The sequence below is a fragment of the Oscillospiraceae bacterium NTUH-002-81 genome (genome assembly GCA_032620915.1).
Taxonomy (GTDB): Bacteria; Bacillota; Clostridia; order Lachnospirales; family Lachnospiraceae; genus JAGTTR01.
Map to the genome: position 1 here is coordinate 1,661,387 of CP136052.1, position 24,069 is coordinate 1,685,455.

Consider the following 24,069-nt stretch of genomic DNA (forward strand, 5'->3'; position numbering starts at 1 on the left):
GGAGGGATTCCATGCGTTATTCGGAGGATCTGATCGAGGAAGTAAGATCCAGGAATGATATTGTGGATGTGGTTTCGGGTTATGTGAAGCTGACGCGCAAGGGAAGCAATTATTTCGGGCTCTGTCCGTTTCACAATGAAAAGTCCCCTTCCTTCTCGGTGTCCAGAGGCAAGCAGATGTATTACTGCTTTGGCTGCGGCGCCGGAGGAAATGTCTTTACCTTCCTGATGGAGTATGAGAATTATTCTTTTCAGGAGGCGTTGAAGGAACTGGCGGAACGGGCGGGGATCGAGCTGCCCGACCAGGAATACTCGGAGAGTGAGAAGCGGGACGCGGATCTGAAAAGTCAGATTCTGGAGGCCAACAAGCTGGCCGCCAAATATTATTATTATCAGCTGCGCACCGAGGGCGGGCACAGCGCCTGGAAATATCTGACAGACCGGAAGCTTTCGGAGGAGACGATCCGGCATTTCGGCCTGGGATATTCGACGAAATACAGGGATGACCTGTACCAGTATCTGAAAAAACAGGGATTTACGGATGAACTGCTCCGGCAGTCGGGGCTCATCACCATGGATGAGAAGAACGGCGTGTATGATAAGTTCTGGAACCGGGTCATGTTCCCCATCATGGATGCGGGCAGCCGGGTCATCGGTTTCGGCGGCCGGGTCATGGGGGATGCCAAGCCCAAGTACCTGAATTCGCCGGAGACGAAGGCCTTTGACAAGAGCCGGAACCTGTACGGCATGAATTTTGCCAGGACATCGCGGAAACCGCAGCTCATCATCTGTGAGGGCTACATGGATGTGATCGCCCTGCATCAGGCAGGGTTCAACCAGGCGGTGGCTTCTCTGGGAACGGCGCTGACGACCCAGCAGGCCATGCTCATGAAGCGTTACACCGACAAGGTGCTGCTCACCTACGACAGCGACGGCGCCGGTGTGAAAGCGGCCATGCGGGCCATTCCGATCCTGAAGGATGCCGGGATTTCCGCCAAGGTCATCAATATGCGCCCTTACAAAGACCCGGATGAGTTTATCAAGAATCTGGGTGCGGAGGAATTTGAGAAGCGCATGGAGGAGGCCCAGAACAGCTTCCTATATGAGCTGGCAATCCTGGAACGGGATTATGACCTGAAGGATCCGGAAGGCAAGACCAATTTTCAGAATGAGATCGCCGCAAGGCTTCTCCAGTTTTCGGAGGAGATGGAGCGGGAGAATTATATCGAGGCCGTGGCTGACCAGTACCATATCAGCTATGAGGGTCTGAAAAAACGGGTGAACGACCTGGGCAACCGGGGCGTGACGGCACCGGGGCTTCGAAGAGAAGACAGCCCGTCCGGCGCCGACCGGAAGCCGGCTGGAAAGCGGGAGAAGGAGACGGGAGCGGATGTTTCCCAGAAGCTGCTTCTCACCTGGCTCATTGAAGTACCGGCCCTGTACGGGCAGTTAAAAGATTACTTAAGCCCGGAGGATTTCACCGGGGATCCGTACAGCACCATTGCGCAGATGCTGTTTGCACAGCTGGAAAAGGGAGAACTGAATCCGGCCCGGATCATCAGCAGCTTTGAAGATTCGGAGGATCAGAATAAGGCGGCGTCCCTGTTCAATGCCAGACTTAAAAGGCTGGAGACAAAGGAAGAACAGGAGAAGGCGGTGTCGGAGACCCTTCGCAAGGTGAAGAAATACAGCCTGGATGAACGGGCGAGACAATTAGATGTCACCGATATGGAAGGATTCCAGAAACTGATTCTGGAACGCAGTAATTTACAGAAACTGGAAAAACTGCATATTTCGATCGATTAAGGACAAACTATAAAGAGCGTAAGGAAGGATGGAACTTACATGGAAGAAAATGTGGCAAAATTCGGAGAACGGCTGAAAGAGCTTCTGGCGATGGCCAAGAAGAAAAAGAACGTACTCGAATATCAGGAGATCAGCGACTTTTTCGCAGATATGGAACTGGATGCGGACAAGTTTGAACGCATTCTGGATTTTCTGGAAGCCAACAATGTGGATGTGCTTCGGATCACGGACAATGATGATGACATTATCCTGGATGATGATGACGATGTGGATATGGAGCAGATTGACCTGTCTGTGCCCGACGGCGTCAGCATCGAGGATCCTGTCCGCATGTACTTAAAGGAGATCGGCAAGGTGCCGCTCTTAAGTGCGGAGGAAGAGATCGAGCTGGCAAAACGGATGGAGCTGGGCGACGAGGACGCCAAGAACCGTCTGGCAGAGGCGAACCTCCGTCTTGTTGTCAGCATTGCCAAGCGGTATGTGGGCCGCGGCATGCTGTTCCTTGACCTGATCCAGGAGGGGAACTTAGGGTTGATCAAGGCCGTGGAGAAGTTTGATTACCGCAAGGGTTACAAGTTTTCCACCTATGCGACCTGGTGGATCCGTCAGGCCATCACGAGAGCCATCGCGGATCAGGCGAGAACGATCCGTATCCCGGTACACATGGTAGAGACCATCAACAAGCTGATCCGTGTGTCCAGACAGTTATTGCAGGAGCTGGGACGTGAACCTACCCCGGAGGAGATCGCCGAGGAGATGAAGATGCCGGTGGAGCGTGTCCGCGAGATCCTGAAGATCTCCCAGGAGCCGGTTTCCCTGGAGACCCCCATCGGTGAGGAGGAGGACAGCCATCTGGGCGACTTTATCCAGGATGACAATGTACCGGTGCCTGCGGATGCGGCAGCCTTTACCCTGTTAAAGGAGCAACTGGTAGAGGTGCTTTCCACGCTGACAGAGAGAGAGCAGAAGGTGCTCTGTCTTCGGTTCGGCCTGGAGGACGGCAGAGCCCGCACCCTGGAAGAGGTGGGCAAGGAGTTCAACGTCACCCGTGAGCGGATCCGTCAGATCGAGGCCAAGGCACTGCGCAAGCTCCGTCATCCCAGCAGAAGCCGGAAGCTGCGGGATTATCTGGATTAAGGAGAAAACCATGCAGCAGTTGTCAAAACGGCTGACGGCAGTGGCTGCGATGGTGAGCAGCGGCAGCCGCCTGGCAGATATCGGAACCGACCATGCTTATGTGCCGATCCGGCTGGTGCAGGAGGGACGGATCCCCGGCGCGCTGGCCATGGATGTGAAGGATGGCCCTCTTGCCAGAGCGAGAGAGCATATCCGGGAACAGGGGCTGGAGCAATACATACAGACAAGAAAGAGTGACGGCCTTGTCGCACTGGAGCCGGGAGAAGCGGATACGGTGCTCATGGCCGGCATGGGCGGCCTTCTCATGATTCGCATTCTGGAGGCCGGACACTGCCACTGGCAGCAGGTGCCGGAGTGGATCTTGCAGCCCCAGTCCAAGGTGGGCGAGGTGCGAAGATTTGTACGGGAAGCGGGCTTTACCATCGAGGATGAGGATTTCGTGGAGGAAGACGGGAAATACTATCCCATGATGCGGCTCATCGGGCCGGGAGCCGAACAGAAAACGGGTTCCTGCGATGCGGGGAGTTCTGGAAATGCCGGGATCAATGTCGGAACGGCAGAGTCCTGGAGTCAGGTGGAATACGCGTTTGGAAAACTTCTTCTGCAGCGCCATGATCCGGTACTGCGGGAGTTCCTTCTGAAAGAAAAGGCCCAGTATGCGCAGGTGCGCCGGACGGTTTCTGACAAAATGGCAGAGGACGGCCGGGGCCGCGTGCAGGAGATTGATGCATATCTGGCACTGATCGGGGAGGCGTTGGCATATGATGGAATGTAAAGAGGTCATGCGCAGACTGGAAGGGCTGATCCCTCCGGCCTGCGCTTCGGACTGGGATAACGTGGGTCTCCTGGTGGGAGATCCGAAGAAAAAAGTGGATAAGATACTGGTGGCGCTGGATGCGTCAGATCAGGTACTGGATCAGGCGGAAGCAGTGGGGGCGGATATGCTGCTCACGCATCATCCCCTGATTTTTTCGCCTGTGAAAAATGTGCGGGAGGATGATTTCATCGGCTGGCGGATCCGCCGGATGATCCGCATGGATCTTTCCTATTATGCGATGCACACCAACTATGATGTGTGCCGGATGGGAGAGCAGGCGGCTGCACGGATGGGGCTTGACCTTTCGACGGTGACATTTCTGGCGCAGGAAAAGCCGTTTATTTATGAGGGAAAACCGGCAGGCTTTGGTGCTGTCGGTGATCTGGAAACACCCATGTCTCTTGGTGACTATGCAGCATTTTTAAAACAGCGATTTGGGCTGCCGGGGGTGATCGTCTATGGGGATGCCTCCCAGATGGTTTACCGGGCGGCCACCTGTCCTGGTTCCGGCAAAAGCTTTGGCAGGGAAGCACTTGCCGCCGGAGCGGATGTGTATGTGACCGGAGATGTGGATTATCATTTCGGCACCGATATGGCAGCCCAGGGGATGGCGGTCATCGACGCAGGACATTATGGCATCGAGCATATTTTTATCGCGGATATGCGCCAGCAGGCCGAATGGCTGCTGGAAGGCGAGGTGCAGGTGGAGGCTATGCCTGTGCAGCATCCGTACATGGTTATTTAAGTGAAAAATCAGGAGTTTTTGACGTAGAATGGATAGGCGGCAGAGAAAGCGTATCCTTTTGCAAAGCGGGTAGATAGAAAAACGGGGAAAAACAGGATGTAGAAGGAGGTGCTTCTGTATGGAAATGCAGAAAGTAACGATTAACGGGGAAACCAGGGAATACCCCAGAGGAACAAAGCTGAAAACCATCGCGGCAGACTATCAGCAGGGATTTGCACAGGACATTTTGCTTGTGTCTCTGAACGGCCGCCTGCGGGAACTGAACAAGGAGCTGAAAGAGGACGGCACCATCGAATTTCTGACCGCGGACACGGAGGCCGGGATCAACACGTACCGGAGAAGTGCCATGCTGCTCATGATCAAGGCGCTCTATGACATTTCCGATAAGGAGACGGTGGATCGGCTGTTCGTACATTTTTCCTTAAGCAGGGGCTTATATTGCACGATTGGAAATACGAAGGGCGTGGACGAAGCATTTTTGCAGAAGCTGGAGGCACAGATGCGCCTGCTGGCAGAGAAAGCCATTCCCATTGAGAAATTTTCCGTGGATACGAGAGACGCCGTGCGCAGATTCCGGTTTCACGGCATGGAGGACAAAGTAGAGCTGTTCCGCTATCGTCGGGTATCCCGGGTAAATATTTACCGGCTGGATAATCTGGAGGATTATTACTACGGCTACATGGTGCCGGATTCCTCCTATATCAAATACTTTGCGCTGTATCCGTACGACGAGGGTTTTGTTTTGCAGATGCCCCAGAAGGAAGCGCCTAAAGTGGTGCCGTCCTTTGTGCCGCAGCATAAGCTGTTCCATGTGCTCAAGGAGTCCTGCCAGTGGGGAGAGATGCTGGGCATTCCCACCGTCGGTGCGCTGAACGATCAGATCACCGCCGGCAAGGTGAGCCAGATGATCCTTGTGCAGGAAGCGCTGCAGGAGAAAAAGATCGCGGAGATCGCCCAGACCATCAGCAGCCGGCCCGACGTGAAGCTGGTCATGATCGCAGGGCCGTCCTCCTCCGGCAAAACGACCTTCTCCCATCGGCTGTCCGTCCAGCTTATGGTGCACGGCATGAAGCCCCACCCGGTGGCAGTGGACAATTATTTCAAAAACCGGGAGGATACGCCGGTGGATGAGTTCGGTCAGAAGAATTATGAGTGCCTGGAGGCCATCGACGTGGAGGGCTTCAACCGGGATATGACCCGCCTGCTGGCAGGGGAGACGGTGGAGATGCCCACCTTCAACTTCAAGACCGGTGTCCGGGAATACAAGGGCGATACGCTGACGCTGGGCAAGGACGATGTGCTGGTGCTGGAGGGCATCCACTGCCTGAATGACGCCCTGTCCTATGCGCTGCCCAAGGAAAATAAATTCAAGATCTATATCAGTGCGCTGACCCAGATCAACATTGATGAGCATAACCGGATCCCCACCACAGACGGCCGTTTGATCCGCCGGATCGTCCGGGATGCCAGAACAAGGGGCACCTCTGCGAAAAATACCATCGCCATGTGGCCTTCCGTGCGCCGGGGCGAGGAGCAGAACATTTTCCCGTATCAGGAAGAGGCGGACGTGATGTTCAATTCGGCGCTGATCTATGAACTGGCGGCGCTGAAATGCTACGTGGAACCGGCACTGTTCGGCATCCGGCCGGAGGAACCGGAGTATATGGAGGCCAAGCGCCTGCTGAAATTCCTGGATTATTTTGTGGGAATCCCCAGCGAAGAAATACCGAAAAATTCGCTGCTGCGGGAATTTGTGGGCGGCGGATGCTTTAAGATCTAAAAGGAGAGAAACAGGATGGAAAAATTGGAACAGGTTCGCCGGCAGATCGTTGTCGTGTTCTTTGCGGCAGTCTTTCTGCTGGGCATGTTCCTGGCAAAGGACTATGGGATGCCCTGGGATGAGACAACGGAATTTGGCATTTTTGCCGCCAATATCAAGGAGTATGCCCGGGTGCTGGAGGGCGAGGACAGCACTTTTGTGCGCTGGGCAGATGAAAAGGATTACCCGTATATTTCCGAATATATCGAAAAAGACCACGGGCAGTCCGCCTATTATCCGTGTACGCCCTGGTTTATCAAATACGGTTACGCGGATGACATGCGCTCTTTAAGCCATGCGTGGCACCGGTATACGTTCTTTGTCACCTTCCTGGGTCTTTTGTCCCTGTATGCCATCATCAAGCTGCTGTTAAAGGACTGGAAATATGGCATTGTGGGCGTGCTCATGTACTGGCTCAGTCCCCGGATGTTTGCGGATGGTTTTTACAACAACAAGGATATGGTGTTTGCCTCCCTGCTGCTGATGGTGGCTGCGCTGGGCATTTACTTTATCGAAACGCGGAAGATCCGTTACGCGGTGCTGTTGGGTATTGCGGCCGGTTTTGCGGCCAACACCCGGGTCATCGGCTTCTGGGTGCTGGGGCTGGTGGGCCTTCTTTACCTGGTGGTGCTGACGGCGCAGAAGCAGTGGAACCGGAGCAATTTTCTGAAAGGCGTCCTGATCGTGGTTGTCTTTGCCGTCACCTTTTTCCTGATCACACCGGCCTGCTGGCCGTCCATCGTGGGATACTTCCAGTACGTCATTTCCCAGTCCATGGACTTCGTGCGCTGGGAAGGCTCCCTGCTCTATCAGGGCCAGATGTTCGGCAACAGCTTCCGGACACTGCCCTGGCATTACGTGCCGGTACTCATTTTCCTCACCAGCCCGCTGATCTTTCTTATGCTGATGGTGGCGGGCCATGTGCTCACTGCAGGAAAATTCCTGCGTTTCCGGGAAATTTTAAACGGCTGTGAAAAATATTATCTGCTGCTGATGGCCATTGTCTGGCCGGTGCTCATCTACACCATGATCGGCGATCCGGTCATTTACAACGGCTGGCGGCATCTGTATTTCGTGTACGGCCCCTTCGTGGTGTTCGGTGCCCGGGCGCTGCAGGTGCTCATGCATGCGGACAGCAAATGGATCCGGCGGACGGCAGCCTGCGCCGTGGGCGGCCAGATGCTCTACCTGGTGGTCATCATGGCCATCTGGCATCCGAACCAGTTCGGGTATTACAACCTGCTGGCCGGCGGCAATGTGGAAAAACGTTATGAGCTGGACTACTGGGACACGGCGGCTGCCAGCTGCATCAGACATCTGGTGGACAAGGTCAACCCCACAGAGCCTATTGTCATCGGCGCCTACGATGGTTACAGCTATGCGGGACTTCCCTGGGGCGCCATGGTACTGCCCAAGGAATACCAGGACAAGCTCATCATTCTGCCGGAGGATACATACCTGACTGCAGACTATCTGTTTGTGGATACCACCTACCGGGAGATCACCGAGAAGCGCTATGAAATGCAGCTGGGCGGCTATGAGCCCTTTGACTATGACAGTTGGGGCGATGAATACTACAGTGAGGATTTCCTGGATAACCGGCTGTGGGTCGTGTATAAGAGAAAGGGACTGGAGTAAAATATTGTTTGCATTTACCATGCAAATATGCTAGAATTCCAGAGGTGAAGCAGAATAAATGATCGCGGGCGGCAGGCCGAAAGGTGCCGTCTGAGGAAAGTCCGGGCTTCATAGGGCAGGATGCCGGATAACGTCCGGTGGAGGTGACTCCAAGGATAGTGCAACAGAAATGTACCGCCGGGAGCATTCCCGGTAAGGTTGGAAGGGCAGTGTAAGAGACTACCGCCCGCCTGGTAACAGGCGGGGCATATGTAAACCCCATCCGAAGCAAGACCGAACAGAAAGCGATACGGCGGCCCGTCGTGCTTTCAGGTAGGTCGCTAGAGACCGGTGGCAACATCGGTACCAGATAGATGATCATTCACGACATAACCCGGCTTATCGTTCCGCTTTATTTCAAAAAGAAAAGAACCGATAGCATAACCGATTTTCGCAGTCGGCTGTGCTGCCGGTTCTTTTTTAATGGAAAATTTGATTTACGGGTGCCGGTGGTATTTTTCTTCGCAGTAGCGGCAGCGGTATACCTGCCGGTCGGGATCTGTCAGGAGGAATTCCTGTGGAAGGCCACGCTCAATGGAAGTGATGCACCGGGGATTGGTGCATCGGATCACGTTGGTGAGGCGGGCGGGGAGCTTTAGTTTCTTTTTTCTCCACGATAACAGCATTTTCGATGATGTTGACGGTGATGTTGTGGTCGATGAAGCCCAAAATATCCAGAATGTTCATATCCAGACTGTCGATGGGGCACTCCGCTTTCAGAATGTCCTTGCGTCCCATTTTGCTGCTGGTGGCATTGCGGATGATGGCAACGCCGCAGTCCAGCTTATCCAGACCGAGCATCCGGTAGATTTCCATGCCTTCTCCGGCCGGGATGTGATCCAGCACGAAGCCTTCGTTGATTGCGCCTACATTTAACATACGTGCACCTCCAGTAATGTGAGAATCAGCGCCATGCGGACATAAACGCCGTACTGTACCTGTTTGAAATAAGCGGCCCGGGGATCGTCATCCACCTCCGCGGCGATCTCGTTGACCCGGGGCAGGGGATGGAGGACGATCATATCCTGCGGCGCCAGCTTCATTTTCTCCCGGTCAAGGATGTAGAAATCTTTCATGCGCACGTAGTCCTCTTCGTTGAAAAAACGTTCCTTCTGGACTCTGGTCATGTACAGCACATCCAGATCGGGCAGGGCGTCCTCCAGCCGGATGACCTCCTGATAGGGAATGTGGTCTTTCTCCAGAATATCCTGGCGGACGTAATCGGGAATGCGCAGCTCTTCCGGGGAAATGAGCACGAAGCGGATGCCGGCGTACCGGGACAGGGCGCCGATGAGAGAGTGCACCGTCCGTCCGAATTTCAGGTCGCCGCACAGCCCCACCGTCAGATGATCCAGGTGACCTTTTAAGGAACGGATGGTGAGCAGGTCGGTGGCTGTCTGGGTGGGGTGCTGATGGCCGCCGTCCCCCGCATTGATGATGGGGATGGAGGAATACATGGAGGCAACCGTGGCGGCGCCTTCCTTGGGATGGCGCATGGCGCAGATGTCCGCAAAGCAGGAAACCACGCGAATGGTGTCTGCCACCGTTTCGCCTTTGGCGGCGGAGCTGGAATCGGCAGAGGAAAAGCCCAGGACGCTGCCGCCCAAATTGAGCATGGCAGCTTCGTGGCTTAAACGGGTGCGGGTGCTGGGCTCATAGAACAGGGTGGCCAGCTTTTTCCCGGTGCAGGCATGGGCGTATGCGTCCGGGTGATGCCGGATATCATCGGCCAGATCCATCAGCGTGTCGAACTCTTCGGTGGAAAAATCCAGGGGGATTTAAAAAATGTCTCATAAAAACTCCTTTCAAAGAGATATTTGTCTGCGTAAAAAAAGAGGCTGTCAATACAGCCTCTCAAAATCAACAAAAAGTAAGAAGATCAGAAACAGCCTTCCGTCTCGGTGCGGCAGGCTCTTCATCGGGATATCCAAATGCGATCAGTGCGGTAACAACTTCATTCTCGGGAATGTGAAGAAGCTCAGCCACCTTGTCAGCATCAAAGATGCCCATGATCACGGTACCTACGCCGTAATCGTAAGCGGCAAGACAAAATGTCTGGGCGGCAATGCCGGAATCGAACATAAGCCAGCTCTCACCTTTGGATGTGGTGCAGGAGCCATCCTTCTCCATGCCGCTGCGGCCCTTCACTGCGGTGAGAGCAACAACCTGGGGCGCATGCTCCAGAGTACCGGTATTATAAGCAAAACCGAGAGTATATTTGTTGGCAATGTCAGACTTGATCTGCGGGTCGTCAAATACATGGTAGCGGACAACCTGGGTGTTCTTCCAGGACGGTGCGTAGGAAGCGGCAGCCACGATCTTCTCGATGGTCTCCCGGTCAACCTTCTGCTCCTTGAATTTGCGGATGCTTCGTCTGCCATTGATAGCCTGTAAAGTTTCCATAGCGGTTCAACCTCCTTTGTAATCTGATTTATTATAGCGTACCTTCTTTTCAAATTCAATGAAATATTTATGAAAATTTGTATCATCAGTCTTTGCAGACCCAGGGAAGTATTATATAATAGACGAAAAAGAAAGCAATGTCGAAGACATTGATAACCAACAGGAGGGAATACATATGGGTCGTACAGAGAAGAAGCGCCTGATTCTGTTCGGGCTGCCCTGGACATTTACCAGCTATCACATAGAAGAAGATATTTTGACCATTGACGAGGGATTTTTGAGAAAAACAGAGAATGACTGTTATATGTACCGGATCCAGGACGTGGTGCTGAAACGAAGCCTGCCTGAGCGTCTGTTCGGTCTGGGAACGGTGTCGTGCCTGACATCTGATAAAACACATCCCCGGTTGGAACTGGTACATATTAAGAATTCCAGGGAATGGAAGGAGTTCATTCTGCGCAAGTCCGAGGAAGCACGGATGAAGCGCAGAACGGTGGGCATGCAGAATCTGGATGGCGGACCGGAAGATCCGGAGCTGGCGGAGGATATGGATTCTTACGACTGACGGGGATGAGTCAGTATTTTTTCATAAAGAAGGCCCACGAAAAACCAGAGGAAAAAGTAATCCGGGCGGATGAGTCCCTTATAATGGAACCGCGCCCGGCTGTAGTCCCAGGGACACAGGCCATGCCGGGACAGAAGCGAGCCGGACAGAAATTCGCCTGCCAGGATGAGAAAAGAATAGATGCTGCCGCGTAAGATCGCGGGAAAACGCCGGATCAGACGGCTTACCGGGGACAGAAGCGCCGCGCAGCCATAGATAGGGAACATCCAGGCGGATGTGGTTCCCATGAGTTTCATTTGTCGTTTGCGAAGGGCACCAAGGGAGGTCCAGAAGATTTCCAGACACCAGCCCATGACGCCGCAGGTCAGAAATTTTTTCATACAATGCTCTCCACAGGGACAGTATGCGCCAAAATGGCAGATGTGATACGGGTAAATTTTGGAAAAGAGGAAGAAAGATGAGTTATGCAGTTGCACGAATCAAAAGAGGAGAGGCCAGAGCCCTGAAAGCAGGGGGCCTGTGGATCTATGACAACGAGATCGCAGGGGTGGACGGTTCCTTTGAAAATGGAGACATTGTAGCCGTGGAAGATTTTGACGGCTATTTTCTTGGTTATGGGTTCATCAATATGAATTCCAAGATCCGCATCCGGGTGCTTTCCCGGAAAAAGGAGCACGAGATCACGGAAAGCTTTATGGAGCAGCGGGTGCGGGACTGCTGGGAATACCGCAAGGCCGTGGTGGACACCGACAGCTGCCGTCTGATCTTCGGGGAGGCGGATTTCCTGCCCGGTTTCGTGGCGGACAAGTTTTCGGATGTGATCGTGGTACAGTCGCTGGCGCTTGGTATTGACCGGTGGAAAGAGTTCCTTGTGCATACTCTGATCAGGGTGCTGGAGGAGGATGGTATCAGGATTCGGGGTGTGTATGAGCGCAGTGACGCCAAGGTGCGCACCCAGGAGGGAATGGAGCGGGTGAAAGGATTCATCGGCCCAGAATTTGATACGAAGGTAGAGATTCGGGAAAATGGCGTCCGCTATTATGTGGATGTAAAGGAAGGACAGAAGACCGGATTTTTTCTGGATCAGAAATATAACCGCCGGGCGGCGGCGGCGCTCTGTAAAGATAAGACAGTGCTGGACTGCTTTACCCATACTGGTTCCTTCGCCTTAAATGCGGGACTGGCCGGGGCTAAAAGTGTGTTGGGTGTGGATGCTTCTCAGCTGGGCGTGGATCAGGCCACAGAAAATGCCGCGCTTAACGGGCTGTCTGACCGGGTCACATTCACCTGCGCAGATGTGTTTGAACTGCTGCCTCAGCTTGAGCGGGAAGAAAAGAAATTTGATGTGGTGATCCTGGATCCACCGGCTTTTACAAAATCCCGGAATTCTGTGAAAAATGCCACCAAGGGGTACAAGGAGATCAACCGGCGGGGAATGGAGCTTGTAAAGAACGGTGGATATCTGTGTACCTGCTCCTGTTCTCACTTCATGACACCGGAACTGTTTTTACAGGCGATCAGGGATGCGGCCAGGGATGCGCACAAGAGGCTTCGTCAGGTGGAATATCGAACCCAGGCGCCTGATCACCCGATTCTTATGAGTGCGGACGAATCTTATTATCTTAAGTTTATCATTTTCCAGGTTGTGGACGAAAAATAAGATAAAGACATTTCCGGGAAAACAGTGTAGTAAGGGGCAGGAAAATTTGATACAGAAAGGGAACGGTACAATGGCGATTGATTTACTGCAATTAAGAGATCAGCTGGACGACATCGACGAGCAGATCGTGCATTTATATGAGAAACGGATGGATATCTGCCGGGAGGTGGCAGAGTACAAGATCGAGAACGGCAAGCAGGTGCTGGACAAAGAGCGGGAGAAATCCAAGCTGCAGACATTGAAAGCCATGGCTTCCAATGATTTTTACCGGCACGGCGTGGAGGAGCTGTTTGAGCAGATCATGTCCATGAGCCGGAAGCTGCAGTACCAGCTGCTTTCCAAACGGGGCGTGATCGGCCGTCTGCCCTTTATGGAGGTGGACAGCCTGAAGCAGGCATCTGCCCGGGTCGTTTTTCAGGGCGTAGAGGGTGCCAACAGTGAGGCGGCCATGCGTGCCTATTTTGGCGATCAGGTGAACAGCTTCCATGTGGAATCCTTCCGGGATGCCATGGAGGCTATTGAGGAGGGGATGGCAGATTTTGCCGTGCTTCCCATTGAAAATTCTTCTGCAGGCATTGTCAGCAGTATCTATGATCTGCTGGTGGAATTTGAGAATTACATTGTAGGCGAACAGGTGATGAAGATTGAAAATTGCCTCATGAGCGTAAAGGGAGCAAAGCTTTCTGATATCCGCACCGTCTATTCTCATCCTCAGGCGCTTATGCAGTCTGCCAAATATCTGGAGGAGCACCGGGAGTGGCAGCAGATCAGTATGCTGAATACCGCGGAGGCGGCCAGGATGGTTGCCAGAGAGCAGGATCCTTCCAAGGCAGCTATTGCCAACAGCCTGGCGGCAAAGCTTTATGATCTGGATATCCTGGAACCGCAGATGTGCAGCAATGCGGCCAATTCCACCCGGTTTATCATTGTTACCAATCAGAAAATCTACCGGAAGGATGCCGGAAAGATCAGCATCTGCTTTGAGATCCCTCATGAGAGCGGATCTTTGTATCATGCCATGTCCCATTTTATTTATAATGGTCTGAATATGTGTAAGATTGAATCCCGTCCGATAGAAGGGAGAAACTGGGAATATCGTTTTTTTATTGATTTTGAAGGAAATCTCAATGACAGTGCAGTGAAGAATGCCCTGCGGGGGCTCCGGGATGAGACGCGCAATATGCGGATCCTCGGTAATTATTAAATTGAAAACGGACAGAAAGAAGAGAAAAACATGAGTAAAGTAAACCAGCTGATTTTGTTTAAGCATTTTGAGGACGGCCAGATTCTGGACGATATGACGTGGATTATGGACAATTATGACAGCGATTATTATAACAAGGAGGATATCACGGCACTTTTGTATGACTGTATCAACGGCATGGTGGAGTTGGCCGGGAGTCATGGATTTGAGGGAAATCTTTGGCACAATTATCTGACATATCTGCTGGTCAATAATGAAAATGCGTTCAGTATGGCCTGCGAGATCGTGGGCCCGGTGGAGGGAAGCATCAATCCGGTGGCGCTGAATGATTTTTCAATCTTCAAGGAATTGTTTGACTATAATCTGGAGAAAATAGATGAAGCGCTGAGCGTCAACGGTCTGGCATTGCTGAAAGATTATAAAAATGTAAACGAGCACAGCAAGATGTTCAACAAGCGGATCCGTGACAGGATCTGTGAGACGAGCCGTCGGCTGGCAGCGGCTGTCGATGAGCATGCATTCATGGACATCATGACCGCGTTTTACAAGGATTTCGGTGTGGGTAAGCTGGGTCTGCATAAGGCATTCCGGGTGGAGCACACCGGGGAGGGGGGCCGAGATCGTGCCCATCACCAACATTGCGCATGTCAGTCTGGATGATCTGGTGGGATATGATATTCCGAAGAAAAAGTTGACGGACAACACAGAGGCCTTTGTGGAAGGACGGCCTGCTAACAACTGTCTGTTGTTCGGCGATGCAGGAACCGGTAAATCTACCAGCATTAAGGCTATTTTGAATAAATACTACGATCAGGGGCTGCGGATGATCGAGATTTACAAGCATCAGTTCCAGGATCTCAATGATGTTATTGCCCAGATCAAAAACCGGAATTACAAATTTATCATTTACATGGATGATCTGTCCTTTGAGGAATTTGAGATCGAGTATAAATATCTGAAAGCCGTCATCGAGGGCGGCCTGGAGAAGAAACCGGACAACGTGCTGATCTACGCAACGTCCAACCGTCGTCACCTGATCAAGGAGGAGTACGGGGACAAGGATGGCCGCAGAGAGGATATGCACACCTCTGACACCGTTCAGGAGAAGCTGTCTCTGGTGGCAAGATTTGGTGTGTCTATTTTCTTCGTGGGCCCGAGCAAAAAGGAATTCATGGAGATCGTAAAGACACTGGCTGAAAGATACGAATTGCATATCCCGGAAGAGGAGCTGTTGCTGCAGGCCAACCAGTGGGAACTGAGCCATGGAGGGCTTTCCGGACGTACCGCCCAACAGTTTATCGATTATCTGCGGGGGCAGATGAAAGAATCGTCCCCGGTTTCATAATGTGGGAGTGCGTCGGACGGGGGTATCGTCCGGCGCAATTCTATATGGAAATCACTGTTTTCCAGGGTCAAGAACCGTTGCCTCATATCTGAGCACCCCACAGTGAGGAACGCCGCGGGGCGGCAGGCGAAGAGATAACGAATAAAAGGGTTTTAGGGTTTTACTGTATGCTGCGTTAAAAATTCTACTGCGATCGTGGAACCGTTTTCTGAGCTTTCATCCACCCAAACGGAGCCGTTGTGGAGATCGGCGATCTCCCAGACCAGGGAGAGTCCGAGCCCTGCGCCTCCGTATTCCCGGCTGCGGGACTTATCCACCCGGAAGAAGGGATGGAAGATGCTTCGCTGATATTCTTCCGGGATGCCGCAGCCGGTGTCAGAAACACGGATCAGGAGCTTTTCCGGCTTCTGCAAAACTGAAACCCGCACGGAGCCATTCGGACGGTTGTACTTGACGGCATTTTCTGTAAGATTAAAGAGCAGTCGGTAGATCAGCGCATCGCTTCCGGTCATGACGCCATCTCCATCTACTTCCAGGGTGATGTTGCGCTTCTCCGCCAGCGGCGCAAGATCCGTAAAAATCTCTTCGACCATGGGCGCCAGCTGGATCTGTTCGTTCCGGGCCACCTGTTGCAGATTACTCATTTCCAGCAGGGTTTTTGTCATTTGGGTCAGTCGCTCTGTCTGCTCCCGCAGCAGGAAGAGAAAATTGGCCGTTTCTGGCAGTACGTCGGGATGCTCTGCGGAAAACAGTTCCAGTTGTGCCTGCATCAGTGCCAGCGGTGTTCGCAGCTCATGGGCAGCGTTGCCGGTGAACTGCCGCTGGGCGGCAAAGGCATTGTTCAGCCGTTCCAGCATCTTGTTGAAGGAGTGGCTCAGTTGCCGGAATTCCGGCAGGGCGTCCTCGTTCATTTGCATGTCTGCAAGCGTGCTCAGCTGCACCTTTTCCACCTGAGAGGTAAAGTTGTGCAGAGGCTTCAGGGCGTGTCCACTGACGAAATAGGCCAGGATGCCGCCCAATACCGTCACTGCCGCAGTGATGTACCAGTTGGTCATACAGAAATCCTCCTGTGCCCCATGGATAACGATGGTGACATCCTGCCCGGGCTCTGTCGTCTGCGGATCAAAGAAAGCGGGCTCGCCACCGATTGGGTAGTCCTGAAGGGATTCTCCGATGGAATCCATGTAGTGGACACCGGAGGAGCAGAGCAGCAGCTTCATGGTAACGCAGGTGATACCGATGAGCAGGATGGTCATTAAGGTGATGCGCCACTGTAAGGAAAGTTTTCTCATGTTTCCTCGCCTCCTATCAGGTAGCCCTCGCCAATGCGATTGCGGATGGGGTCATAGCCCAGTGCGGCGCGAAGCTTCTTGCGCAGGGCAGAGATGTGGACCCGGATGGAGTTGCTGAAACTGTCCACGCTGTTGTCCCAGACATGGTCCATCAGCTCCTCCTGACTTACCGGCCGTCCCTGATGTACCATCAGGTATTCCAGGATCCCTGTCTCCTTGCGGGTCAGTGTCAGGGCTTGCCCATTGACGGCAGCAGTGCGGGAACGGGTATCGAAGTTCAGACATCCACAGCTCAACAGCACATCCCGTTGGGTGAACTGCCGCAGGGTCAGGCTGCGGATGCGGGCTTCCAGCTCGGCCAGGTGAAAAGGTTTTGCCAGATAGTCGTTGGCTCCAGCGTCCAGCCCCTCCACCTTGTCCTCTACCTCACCGCGGGCGGATAGGATGAGCACCCTGGTTTCCCGGTCAGTATGACGCAGGGTGCGCAGCACCGTCATGCCGTCTTTCTCCGGCAGGTTCAGATCCAGCAGGATAAGATCGTATTTTTCGACAGCGATGAGCTCCAACGCTTTTTCACCGTCATAGCAGCAGTCCACGCTGTAGGCCAGGCGCCGCAGGCTGCGGACGATGGTCTCACACAGGGCACGCTCGTCTTCAATGACCAAAAGGTGCATAACACTCCTCCTTTACTTTTACTTTACAAGCTTTTTTAGTTGCCTTCAGTATAGCAGAAACGGATAAGATTTGCGTTAAGATTTCGTTCTTAACAGAGACTTTAACTTTCCTGCGTTATGATAATAGCATAAAAAAGGAGGAATGAACATGAATACAAAGAAACTTTTGTCCCTGGTATTGGCACTGGTGCTGGTATGCAGTCTGGCTGCCTGCGGTGTGAAGGGAGATAACAAGACGGCGAATATGAATAGTAATGATGCTTCCATGACCGATGAGCCGAAAAACGCTGAGGAGGCACTCACTTTACACAAGAAGCTGCTGGAGCAGGAGAACATACTTCTTTCAGAAAATACGGGGCTCTGGGAAAAGGTTTTCATGGAAGCTGACAAGGGCATGGTCATGGTGGAGGATGGAAAAAACTACGGTGATTTCCTGCTGGACACCATTGAGGCCATTAAGGATCAGTTCACTGCTGAGGAGTACGAGATGCTGAAGGCGTCTGCCACTAAGATCAGTGATATTGAAAAGAAGCTGACCGCGCTGGAGGAAGAATATCCGGAGGTGGCACAGCTATCTATGGACAGCGATATGAGTATGTCCGCGGACAGCGACATGAGCATGGCTTCTGATGACGGCAGCACACAGAGGTTCCCTGCCTTTGAGGGAAAGGATCTGGATGGGAACACGGTGAAGAGCGACGAACTGTTCTCAGGCAATGCTGTCACCGTGGTGAACTTCTGGTTTACCACCTGCAACCCCTGCGTAGGCGAGCTTGCCGAGTTGGACGGGCTGAATCGCGAGCTTGCAGAGAGGGACGGCGCACTCATTGGTGTTAATGCCTTCACGTTGGACGGTGACGAAACGGCGATTTCTGATGCAAAGGATGTACTGATGAAAAAGAACGCCACCTATCAGAACGTGTATTTTGATTCCACCGGAGAGGCCGGAAAGTTTACCACCAACATCTTTGCCTATCCGACCACCTATGTTGTGGATCGAAACGGCAACATCGTGGGTGAGCCCATCGTGGGTGCCATCACTGAAAAGAAGCAGGGGGAGGCACTGCAAAAACTCATCGATCAAGCTCTTGCCGACGATATGGACTGAGGAAAGAAGAGAGCGGAAAGGAGAATTCCATGGTACATAGAGATCTGGGGCTGTTGCTTATCGCGGTGCTGCTGAGTGGATGCGCTGTCTGGCAGAAAAATATACCACAGAAAACGGATGCAAAGGAAATAATCGGACAGTCCTCTGATATGTCCGGCGAGACGTGTACGTACAGGATGGATACCACAGAAAACGTCATCTATCTGGCTGGCGGTTGCTTCTGGGGCATGGAACAGCTGATGCAGTCCATTCCCGGTGTCCTTGATGCCGAGAGCGGCTACGCTAACGGTACCGATAAAGCAGACGCAAACTACCAGACCGTCTGCAAGGGAAACACCGGATTTCGGGAGACCGTGCGGGTGGAGTATGATCCTGAGCAGGTGAGTCTTGATGCCCTGCTTTTGGCTTACTTCTATGTTATTGATCCTACGGTAGAAAACAGGCAGGGCAACGACCGGGGCAGTCAGTATCAGACCGGTGTTTACTACACAAATGATAAAGCGAAGGAGACGGTGGAGCGCATCGCGCGGATTGAACAAGGACGCAGCGGGCAGTTCTTCGTGGAGATTGGCCCGCTGAAAACCTACTATCCGGCCGAGGAGTACCACCAGAACTATCTGGAGAAGAATCCGAATGGTTACTGCCATATCCCCAGAGCGGAGATGGAACTATTTTCCCGGCTGCGTATCGATCCGGGCGATTATAAAAAGCCTGCTGAGGAATTCATTCTTGACAAACTGACGGAGGAGCAGTACCGTGTTACTCAGGAGAACGGCACCGAACGCGCCTTTGCCGGCGAGTTCTGGAATCAGTTCGAGAAAGGCATCTATGTGGATGTGGTTACCGGCGAGCCACTTTTTTCCTCCATAGACAAATTTGAGAGTGGCTGCGGCTGGCCCGCCTTTACAAAGCCCATTGAGGAGCCTTCTGTGGTGGAACTTGAGGACTTAAGTCACGGGATGCGCCGCACAGAGGTCAGAAGCCGTGCGGGAGACTCTCACCTCGGCCATGTGTTTACTGATGACCCGGTATCTCCCAACGGTGTGCGCTACTGTATCAACAGTGCGTCTCTTCGTTTTGTGCCTTATGCAAAGATGGAAGCCGAGGGGTATGGGTATCTTCTGTATCTTTTTGAGGAATATATCTGTAAATAAAGCTTAAAAACCAGAAGATTTGCTTGTGTCCGTAATGAATTAAGTGAAGTAAATAAAAGTATAATAAACAGGTAGTATTTGAACTATCCTGACAAAACAGGAGGGAACGGATGTGGAAGAATTAAAAGAACTGTATGAGAGTAAAAAGTATGCAGCACTGGATCGGGCATGCAGGAAGGCAGAGGCCGGTGACAGTCAGGATTTTGAGGTATATTTGTACCATGCATGCGGACTGGCGGCCAGAAGTAATTTTTCTCATTTTACGATGGAGCAGGCGATTGATCTGTTTCGGAAGGCGGGAAAATACAGTAAAGGCAATCCGGAACAGCAGCAGCTTCTGTATCATTTATTTACGGTTGAGGTGATAAAAGCCGTACAGCGTTATGAGGATACGTTTTCCTCTGTGAGTATGACGAATGAGATTGTGGAATCTTACCGGAACAGCATGCGTCTGGCAGCAGATGCGCTGCAGGAAGCAGTTGTAGTTGGAGAGCGACTTACGCAGCTTCCTTTGGACGGGGAGAGCAGTGTGCTGTCAGCAAAAAAACTGGCAGTGCATTGTATGGTGGAACTATGCAAGGTACGTAAGTATGAGGTTGATATGGGGAAAGCTATTTCCAAGCGGACAAACAATGCACCTGAAGAGATTCGCAGCCGGTATGCAATTCTGTATGACAATTTGACAGAACAAATTCAGGCAGTAGATACAGAGTATGAACCGGAGCTGATCCAGCGGGATTTTGTAAAACCGGATGAGACCAATGCCTGCCAGCTGAAGATGCCATCAGCAGAACCCGGAGTGACAGGAGGAACCGGTGAAACAGTTGTGCAGACGGAAACTGAGAAAACAACAGAGCAAACAGAACCGGGAGAGCATTCCCGGGGACTGTTTGAATGGATGAAAGGGAAGTTTCGATGATTTATCTGGAAAGTCCGTCCACAGATCCGACTTTTAATCTGGCACTGGAAGAATATGCCTTTGGACATCTGGATCCGCAGGAGGAGTATTTTATGCTTTGGAGAAACCGTCCTTCTGTGATCATCGGAAAGCATCAGAATGCACAGCAGGAAGTCAATCTCCTCTACGCAGAACAGCATCACATTCCCGTTGTCCGCCGTCTTTCCGGCGGGGGAGCTGTTTATCATGATCTGAACAATCTGAACTTTACGTTTATTGTGCGTGGTGCGGTACCGGAATTGTCCATGGAACGGTTTGCAGCGCCGCTGCTGGCAGCATGCCGGAGATTTGGCATTCAGGCAAGAATAGAAGGACGTAATGATGTGACGGCCGATGGCAGAAAATTTTCCGGCAATGCCCGGTATGTGGAGCGTGGCAGAACCATGCATCATGGAACGATCCTGTTGCAGACAGACCGGGAAACGATGGAACAGGTGCTTACGGTTTCTTCAGACAAGATCGAATCCAAAGGAATTGCCTCAGTAAAAAGCAGGGTAACCAGTCTGTCCTTATGTGCGGGTTATGTGATTGAACCGGATGTTTTCAGCGCAGTTCTGAGGGAAGAGGTATTCGGAACAGATATGCCGCATCAGTATATGTGGACGGAAGAAGATTTGCGGCAGATAGAATTGCTGAAGCAGAACCGGTATGCGACATGGGCATGGAATGTGGGAACCTTCCCTGTGTATGAGGTTACCAGGAGAAGAAGGATAGAAGGCTGCGGGATAGTGGAAACCAGTTTCTCTGTATTGGGCGGACGGATCAGTGAAATCACCCTGCGCGGAGATTTCATGGAGTTTTTGCCAGTCTCTGAATTGGAAGAACAGCTGTTGGGATGCAGGATTGAGCCGGGGGAACTGGAAGCATTTCTGCAGACCTGCAGGCCTGAACAGTATATCTGCGGGCTTACAGCTCACATATTGGCGCGTATGCTGTGTGGGCTTCTTTGAATATTAAATAATTAAAAAGAACGTTAATTTGACTAAAATTTTAAAATATACAAACAATTAATAAAACATAATGAAAGGTTAAAAATATTTTTTAAAATATACAGAAATAGTATTGACAAAAGGAGCGGGCTGATATATAATCAAATCATCAAAAGGAAATACATAAAACAAACAGATATTTCCAAGAAGACAGAGGTGATTCCAATGGGTCAGGAAGCAGAGCTTAGCCTCATCAGTTACTTTGGAAGATATGAAGTAATTGATGAGATCGACAACAACCTTCACATGGCAGAGGATAAGAGCGCAGAAGAGATGTAAGAGCTTCATCTGTAAAGAAAGATGAAAGCAGGAAATGATCTTACAGAACAGGAGAAATGGAATCAGTAGTTGCCGCCATCCTCAGCAGACAGGCGAAGGAAAGACAACTGAATAAGTACATGTATTTGATATCAGTCATGGTATGCAGCTTGTACACAAACCTTCTTCCATCATAAAATAACAGAAAGGAAGGTACAGACCACCAGATAATTAGATTTTTTATTCATAATCTGACGAAAGGAAGGTACGGACCACCGGATATTTGATTGAATGGTAAGATGAAGGAACCGTGAGAAGAGGATTGATTACCGAAGTTTATCGGAAGACGAGCTGCTCACCCTCGAAGAAAGAGAAGTGTAACCGCCGCAGGCGGCAAACAACAGAAGCTCTGAGATGAAAACTGTACCGCGTGCCCCGAAGTGTCCGGGGAGATAGGACAGGCGGCAGGCAGGACAGAAGATTTTCAGAAGGGAACGTTGGAGAAGTTGCCGGGGAAAGGGAAAAGCTTTTCCAGGAGGGCAGAGGGAGTCCGAAGAAAACAGGTGTATGAGATAGACCGTCTCCACAGAACAGACAGTCATCTGTTTATAATCTGAGAAAAGGAAGGTATAGACCACCGAAATAGTAATGTTTTCAGACGGTTTGTGCATACAGGAAGCAACCAATGGAATAAATGAGCAAATTACATAATTGATGATAGGGGAGCGTCCATTCGGACGCTCCCTTTTTGCGAATGGTGCGACTGAACGTTGCCGATTTTCCACTTCGTAAACTCCTTGTAAATTCTTCCCCTTTTCTATGGAGTTTTTCCCCTGAAACGTGTAAAATAAAATCAAAACCTTCTGAAAGAGGTGTGTGTATGCAGATTACAACATTTGCAGGTGTTGATATTGGTTCCTACGAAGTGGGAATGAAGATTTTTGAATTATCATCCAAGTATGGCATGCGAGAGATTACCTATGTCCGTCATCGGATCGATCTGGGAAGAGACGCCTATACGACAGGCAGGATCAGTACAGAGGTAATGGATGAACTGTGTGTCATTCTTACGGATTTTATGCATATCATGAAAGAGTACCAGGTGCAGGCGTACCGGGCCTGCGTGACCAGTGCCATCCGGGAGTCGGACAATGCGCTGATCGTGCTGGATCACATCAAGGTGCGCAGCGGCATGACGGTGGAGGCACTGAGCAATTCCGAACAGCGGTTCCTGGGTTACAAATCCATTGCCTACCAGGGCAAATCTTTTGAAAAAATGATCCAGAAGGGCACGGCGATCTTCGATGTGGGCGGCGGAAGCATCCAGCTGTCCCTGTTTGACAAGGATCGGCTGGTGACGACGGAAAATATCCGCATGGGCATCATCCGTATCCGGGAGCGGCTGCAGCGTCTGGAAGACCGGCCATCTTACATGGTGCCGCTCATTGAAGAGCTGGTAAACAGTGAGATCGGTGCTTTTCAGCGGATGTATGTGAAGGACCGGGAGATCCGCAGCGTCATTCTCATCGGCGATTACATCAATTATGTGGTCAGGCGTTACCGGAAGAAGCCGGAAGGGGATACGCCCTTTGTGACGAAGGAAGAACTGATGGCGGATATGGAGCAGCTCATTGCCCTGTCTCCGGCGCAGATTGCCAAGCGGCTGGAGATCCCGGCGGAGAACGAGTCCATGATCCTGCCGGCGCTGGTAGTATACCGGAAGCTTCTGAAGGATACCCCGGCGGAACTGATCTGGGCGCCGGGCCTGAACTTAAGCGACGGCCTGGCATACGACTATGCGGAGCAGCATAAGATCATCCGGGGCAGCCATAATTTTGAAAATGATATCCTGGCGGCAGCAAAAAATATTGCCAAGCGTTACCAGGCAGACCGGCCCCATGTGGCCCATGTGGCGGATCTGGCGCTGACGATCTTTGACGCCATGCGAAAACCTGCGGGGCTCAAGGACAGAGACCGGCTGCTGCTGAATATTTCCGTGCAGCTCCATCACTGCGGAAAATTCATCACCATTTCCAAGGCGCCGGAGTGTAACTATAATATCATCATGTCCACGGAGATCATCGGTCTGTCTCACAAGGAGCGGAACCTGGTGGCCAACATTGTGCGCTACGTGATCACAGATTTCGCCGGGTTTGATGAACTGGCAGCCAAGGAAGACATCGAGGAGGAAAGCTATCTGAAGATCGCCAAGCTGGTGGCCATTCTCCGGGTAGCCAACGCCCTGGATCGCAGCCACAAGCAGAAGATCCGGGAAATGAAAGCCTCCCTGAAAGGAAGCCAGCTGGTGCTGACGGTGGATACGGACGAGGATATGACACTGGAGCGGGGACTGTTCCCGGATAAAGCGGAGTTTTTTGAAGAGGTATTCGGGATCCGCCCGGAGATCCGCATGAAAAAAAGACTGAACGGATGAGGATGAATGATGAAGCAGGAGAATA

19 protein-coding genes, 1 other RNA gene and 2 pseudogenes are annotated in these 24,069 nt (G+C 51.9%); 16 read left to right on the top strand and 6 right to left on the bottom strand.

What is annotated here, in order from left to right:
- The first annotated feature begins 11 nt into the window (after positions 1–11).
- From dnaG to rnpB, 7 genes are all read left to right on the top strand, one after another.
- Positions 12–1,805: a DNA primase gene (gene dnaG / locus RJD28_07870; GenBank protein WNV59372.1), complete on the top strand. Its 1,794-nt coding sequence runs from the start codon at positions 12–14 to the stop codon at positions 1,803–1,805.
- A gap of 39 nt (positions 1,806–1,844) precedes the next feature.
- Positions 1,845–2,942, top strand: coding sequence for an RNA polymerase sigma factor RpoD (rpoD, locus tag RJD28_07875; protein ID WNV59373.1), 1,098 nt, complete (start codon positions 1,845–1,847; stop codon positions 2,940–2,942).
- Between the two features lie 10 nt (positions 2,943–2,952).
- Positions 2,953–3,717: a class I SAM-dependent methyltransferase gene (locus tag RJD28_07880; GenBank protein ID WNV59374.1), complete on the top strand. Its 765-nt coding sequence runs from the start codon at positions 2,953–2,955 to the stop codon at positions 3,715–3,717.
- Positions 3,704–4,504, top strand: a complete 801-nt coding sequence (locus RJD28_07885) for a Nif3-like dinuclear metal center hexameric protein (GenBank protein ID WNV59375.1) — start codon at positions 3,704–3,706, stop codon at positions 4,502–4,504. The genes RJD28_07880 and RJD28_07885 overlap by 14 nt, the downstream gene beginning before the upstream one ends.
- Before the next feature lie 118 nt (positions 4,505–4,622).
- Entirely contained in the window at positions 4,623–6,284 is a 1,662-nt protein-coding gene (locus RJD28_07890; GenBank protein ID WNV59376.1) for a nucleoside kinase, read from the top strand.
- Positions 6,285–6,299: 15 nt separating this feature from the next.
- Positions 6,300–7,961: a glycosyltransferase family 39 protein gene (locus tag RJD28_07895; protein ID WNV59377.1), complete on the top strand. Its 1,662-nt coding sequence runs from the start codon at positions 6,300–6,302 to the stop codon at positions 7,959–7,961.
- Between the two features lie 46 nt (positions 7,962–8,007).
- Positions 8,008–8,358, top strand: an RNA gene (gene rnpB / locus RJD28_07900) — RNase P RNA component class A.
- Positions 8,359–8,437: 79 nt separating this feature from the next.
- Here rnpB and RJD28_07905 read toward each other — a convergent pair.
- The 3 genes and pseudogenes from RJD28_07905 to RJD28_07915 form a co-directional block, all read right to left on the bottom strand.
- A pseudogene (locus RJD28_07905) lies at positions 8,438–8,879 on the bottom strand (aspartate carbamoyltransferase regulatory subunit).
- A complete protein-coding gene (pyrB, locus tag RJD28_07910) occupies positions 8,873–9,739 on the bottom strand; it encodes an aspartate carbamoyltransferase (GenBank protein ID WNV59378.1) in 867 nt (288 codons plus the stop codon). Before pyrB ends, RJD28_07905 begins: the two are co-directional and overlap by 7 nt.
- Positions 9,740–9,860: 121 nt before the next feature.
- Entirely contained in the window at positions 9,861–10,403 is a 543-nt protein-coding gene (locus RJD28_07915) for a nitroreductase family protein (GenBank protein ID WNV59379.1), read from the bottom strand.
- Positions 10,404–10,578: 175 nt separating this feature from the next.
- Here RJD28_07915 and RJD28_07920 point away from each other — a divergent pair, with 175 nt between their 5' ends.
- Positions 10,579–10,968 (top strand): PH domain-containing protein, encoded by a 390-nt coding sequence (locus RJD28_07920; GenBank protein ID WNV59380.1) that lies wholly within the window; start codon positions 10,579–10,581, stop codon positions 10,966–10,968.
- Here the strand turns inward: RJD28_07920 and RJD28_07925 are convergent.
- Positions 10,959–11,348 (bottom strand): hypothetical protein, encoded by a 390-nt coding sequence (locus RJD28_07925; GenBank protein WNV59381.1) that lies wholly within the window; start codon positions 11,346–11,348, stop codon positions 10,959–10,961. The two genes, RJD28_07920 and RJD28_07925, sit on opposite strands and share 10 nt — an antisense overlap.
- 77 nt (positions 11,349–11,425) lie before the next feature.
- Here RJD28_07925 and RJD28_07930 point away from each other — a divergent pair, with 77 nt between their 5' ends.
- The 3 genes and pseudogenes from RJD28_07930 (at position 11,426) to RJD28_07940 (ending at position 15,177) form a co-directional block, all read left to right on the top strand.
- Positions 11,426–12,628 carry a class I SAM-dependent rRNA methyltransferase gene (locus RJD28_07930; protein ID WNV59382.1) on the top strand — a complete coding sequence of 401 codons (1,203 nt, stop codon included), beginning with the start codon at positions 11,426–11,428 and terminating at the stop codon, positions 12,626–12,628.
- A gap of 70 nt (positions 12,629–12,698) precedes the next feature.
- A complete protein-coding gene (pheA, locus tag RJD28_07935; protein ID WNV59383.1) occupies positions 12,699–13,832 on the top strand; it encodes a prephenate dehydratase in 1,134 nt (377 codons plus the stop codon).
- 30 nt (positions 13,833–13,862) lie between these two features.
- Positions 13,863–15,177: pseudogene (locus tag RJD28_07940) on the top strand (ATP-binding protein).
- A gap of 152 nt (positions 15,178–15,329) precedes the next feature.
- Here the strand turns inward: RJD28_07940 and RJD28_07945 are convergent.
- Together RJD28_07945 and RJD28_07950 are read right to left on the bottom strand one after the other, a co-directional pair.
- Positions 15,330–16,469 (bottom strand): ATP-binding protein, encoded by a 1,140-nt coding sequence (locus RJD28_07945; GenBank protein WNV59384.1) that lies wholly within the window; start codon positions 16,467–16,469, stop codon positions 15,330–15,332.
- Positions 16,466–17,143 (bottom strand): response regulator transcription factor, encoded by a 678-nt coding sequence (locus RJD28_07950; GenBank protein WNV59385.1) that lies wholly within the window; start codon positions 17,141–17,143, stop codon positions 16,466–16,468. The genes RJD28_07945 and RJD28_07950 overlap by 4 nt, the downstream gene beginning before the upstream one ends.
- Before the next feature lie 148 nt (positions 17,144–17,291).
- On the opposite strand from RJD28_07950, the gene RJD28_07955 reads away from it, so the two are divergent.
- The 5 genes from RJD28_07955 (at position 17,292) to RJD28_07975 (ending at position 24,044) form a co-directional block, all read left to right on the top strand.
- Positions 17,292–18,251, top strand: a complete 960-nt coding sequence (locus RJD28_07955) for a TlpA disulfide reductase family protein (GenBank protein WNV59386.1) — start codon at positions 17,292–17,294, stop codon at positions 18,249–18,251.
- Between the two features lie 29 nt (positions 18,252–18,280).
- Positions 18,281–19,405, top strand: a complete 1,125-nt coding sequence (gene msrB / locus RJD28_07960) for a peptide-methionine (R)-S-oxide reductase MsrB (GenBank protein WNV59387.1) — start codon at positions 18,281–18,283, stop codon at positions 19,403–19,405.
- 112 nt (positions 19,406–19,517) lie between these two features.
- Entirely contained in the window at positions 19,518–20,324 is an 807-nt protein-coding gene (locus RJD28_07965) for a hypothetical protein (GenBank protein ID WNV59388.1), read from the top strand.
- Positions 20,300–21,313 (top strand): lipoate--protein ligase, encoded by a 1,014-nt coding sequence (locus RJD28_07970; GenBank protein ID WNV59389.1) that lies wholly within the window; start codon positions 20,300–20,302, stop codon positions 21,311–21,313. Before RJD28_07965 ends, RJD28_07970 begins: the two co-directional genes overlap by 25 nt.
- Before the next feature lie 1,177 nt (positions 21,314–22,490).
- Positions 22,491–24,044: an exopolyphosphatase gene (locus RJD28_07975; protein WNV59390.1), complete on the top strand. Its 1,554-nt coding sequence runs from the start codon at positions 22,491–22,493 to the stop codon at positions 24,042–24,044.
- Positions 24,045–24,069 lie beyond the last annotated feature (25 nt).

Excerpts from the sequence above, each read along its gene's own strand:
- dnaG (WNV59372.1), top strand. The coding sequence starts at position 12 with ATGCGTTATTCGGAGGATCTGATCGAGGAAGTAAGATCCAGGAATGAT.
- rpoD (WNV59373.1), top strand. The coding sequence starts at position 1,845 with ATGGAAGAAAATGTGGCAAAATTCGGAGAACGGCTGAAAGAGCTTCTG.
- RJD28_07880 (WNV59374.1), top strand. The coding sequence starts at position 2,953 with ATGCAGCAGTTGTCAAAACGGCTGACGGCAGTGGCTGCGATGGTGAGC.
- RJD28_07885 (WNV59375.1), top strand. The coding sequence starts at position 3,704 with ATGATGGAATGTAAAGAGGTCATGCGCAGACTGGAAGGGCTGATCCCT.
- RJD28_07890 (WNV59376.1), top strand. The coding sequence starts at position 4,623 with ATGGAAATGCAGAAAGTAACGATTAACGGGGAAACCAGGGAATACCCC.
- RJD28_07895 (WNV59377.1), top strand. The coding sequence starts at position 6,300 with ATGGAAAAATTGGAACAGGTTCGCCGGCAGATCGTTGTCGTGTTCTTT.
- pyrB (WNV59378.1), bottom strand. The coding sequence starts at position 9,739 with ATGGATCTGGCCGATGATATCCGGCATCACCCGGACGCATACGCCCAT.
- RJD28_07915 (WNV59379.1), bottom strand. The coding sequence starts at position 10,403 with ATGGAAACTTTACAGGCTATCAATGGCAGACGAAGCATCCGCAAATTC.
- RJD28_07920 (WNV59380.1), top strand. The coding sequence starts at position 10,579 with ATGGGTCGTACAGAGAAGAAGCGCCTGATTCTGTTCGGGCTGCCCTGG.
- RJD28_07925 (WNV59381.1), bottom strand. The coding sequence starts at position 11,348 with ATGAAAAAATTTCTGACCTGCGGCGTCATGGGCTGGTGTCTGGAAATC.
- RJD28_07930 (WNV59382.1), top strand. The coding sequence starts at position 11,426 with ATGAGTTATGCAGTTGCACGAATCAAAAGAGGAGAGGCCAGAGCCCTG.
- pheA (WNV59383.1), top strand. The coding sequence starts at position 12,699 with ATGGCGATTGATTTACTGCAATTAAGAGATCAGCTGGACGACATCGAC.
- RJD28_07945 (WNV59384.1), bottom strand. The coding sequence starts at position 16,469 with ATGAGAAAACTTTCCTTACAGTGGCGCATCACCTTAATGACCATCCTG.
- RJD28_07950 (WNV59385.1), bottom strand. The coding sequence starts at position 17,143 with ATGCACCTTTTGGTCATTGAAGACGAGCGTGCCCTGTGTGAGACCATC.
- RJD28_07955 (WNV59386.1), top strand. The coding sequence starts at position 17,292 with ATGAATACAAAGAAACTTTTGTCCCTGGTATTGGCACTGGTGCTGGTA.
- msrB (WNV59387.1), top strand. The coding sequence starts at position 18,281 with ATGGTACATAGAGATCTGGGGCTGTTGCTTATCGCGGTGCTGCTGAGT.
- RJD28_07970 (WNV59389.1), top strand. The coding sequence starts at position 20,300 with ATGGATGAAAGGGAAGTTTCGATGATTTATCTGGAAAGTCCGTCCACA.
- RJD28_07975 (WNV59390.1), top strand. The coding sequence starts at position 22,491 with ATGCAGATTACAACATTTGCAGGTGTTGATATTGGTTCCTACGAAGTG.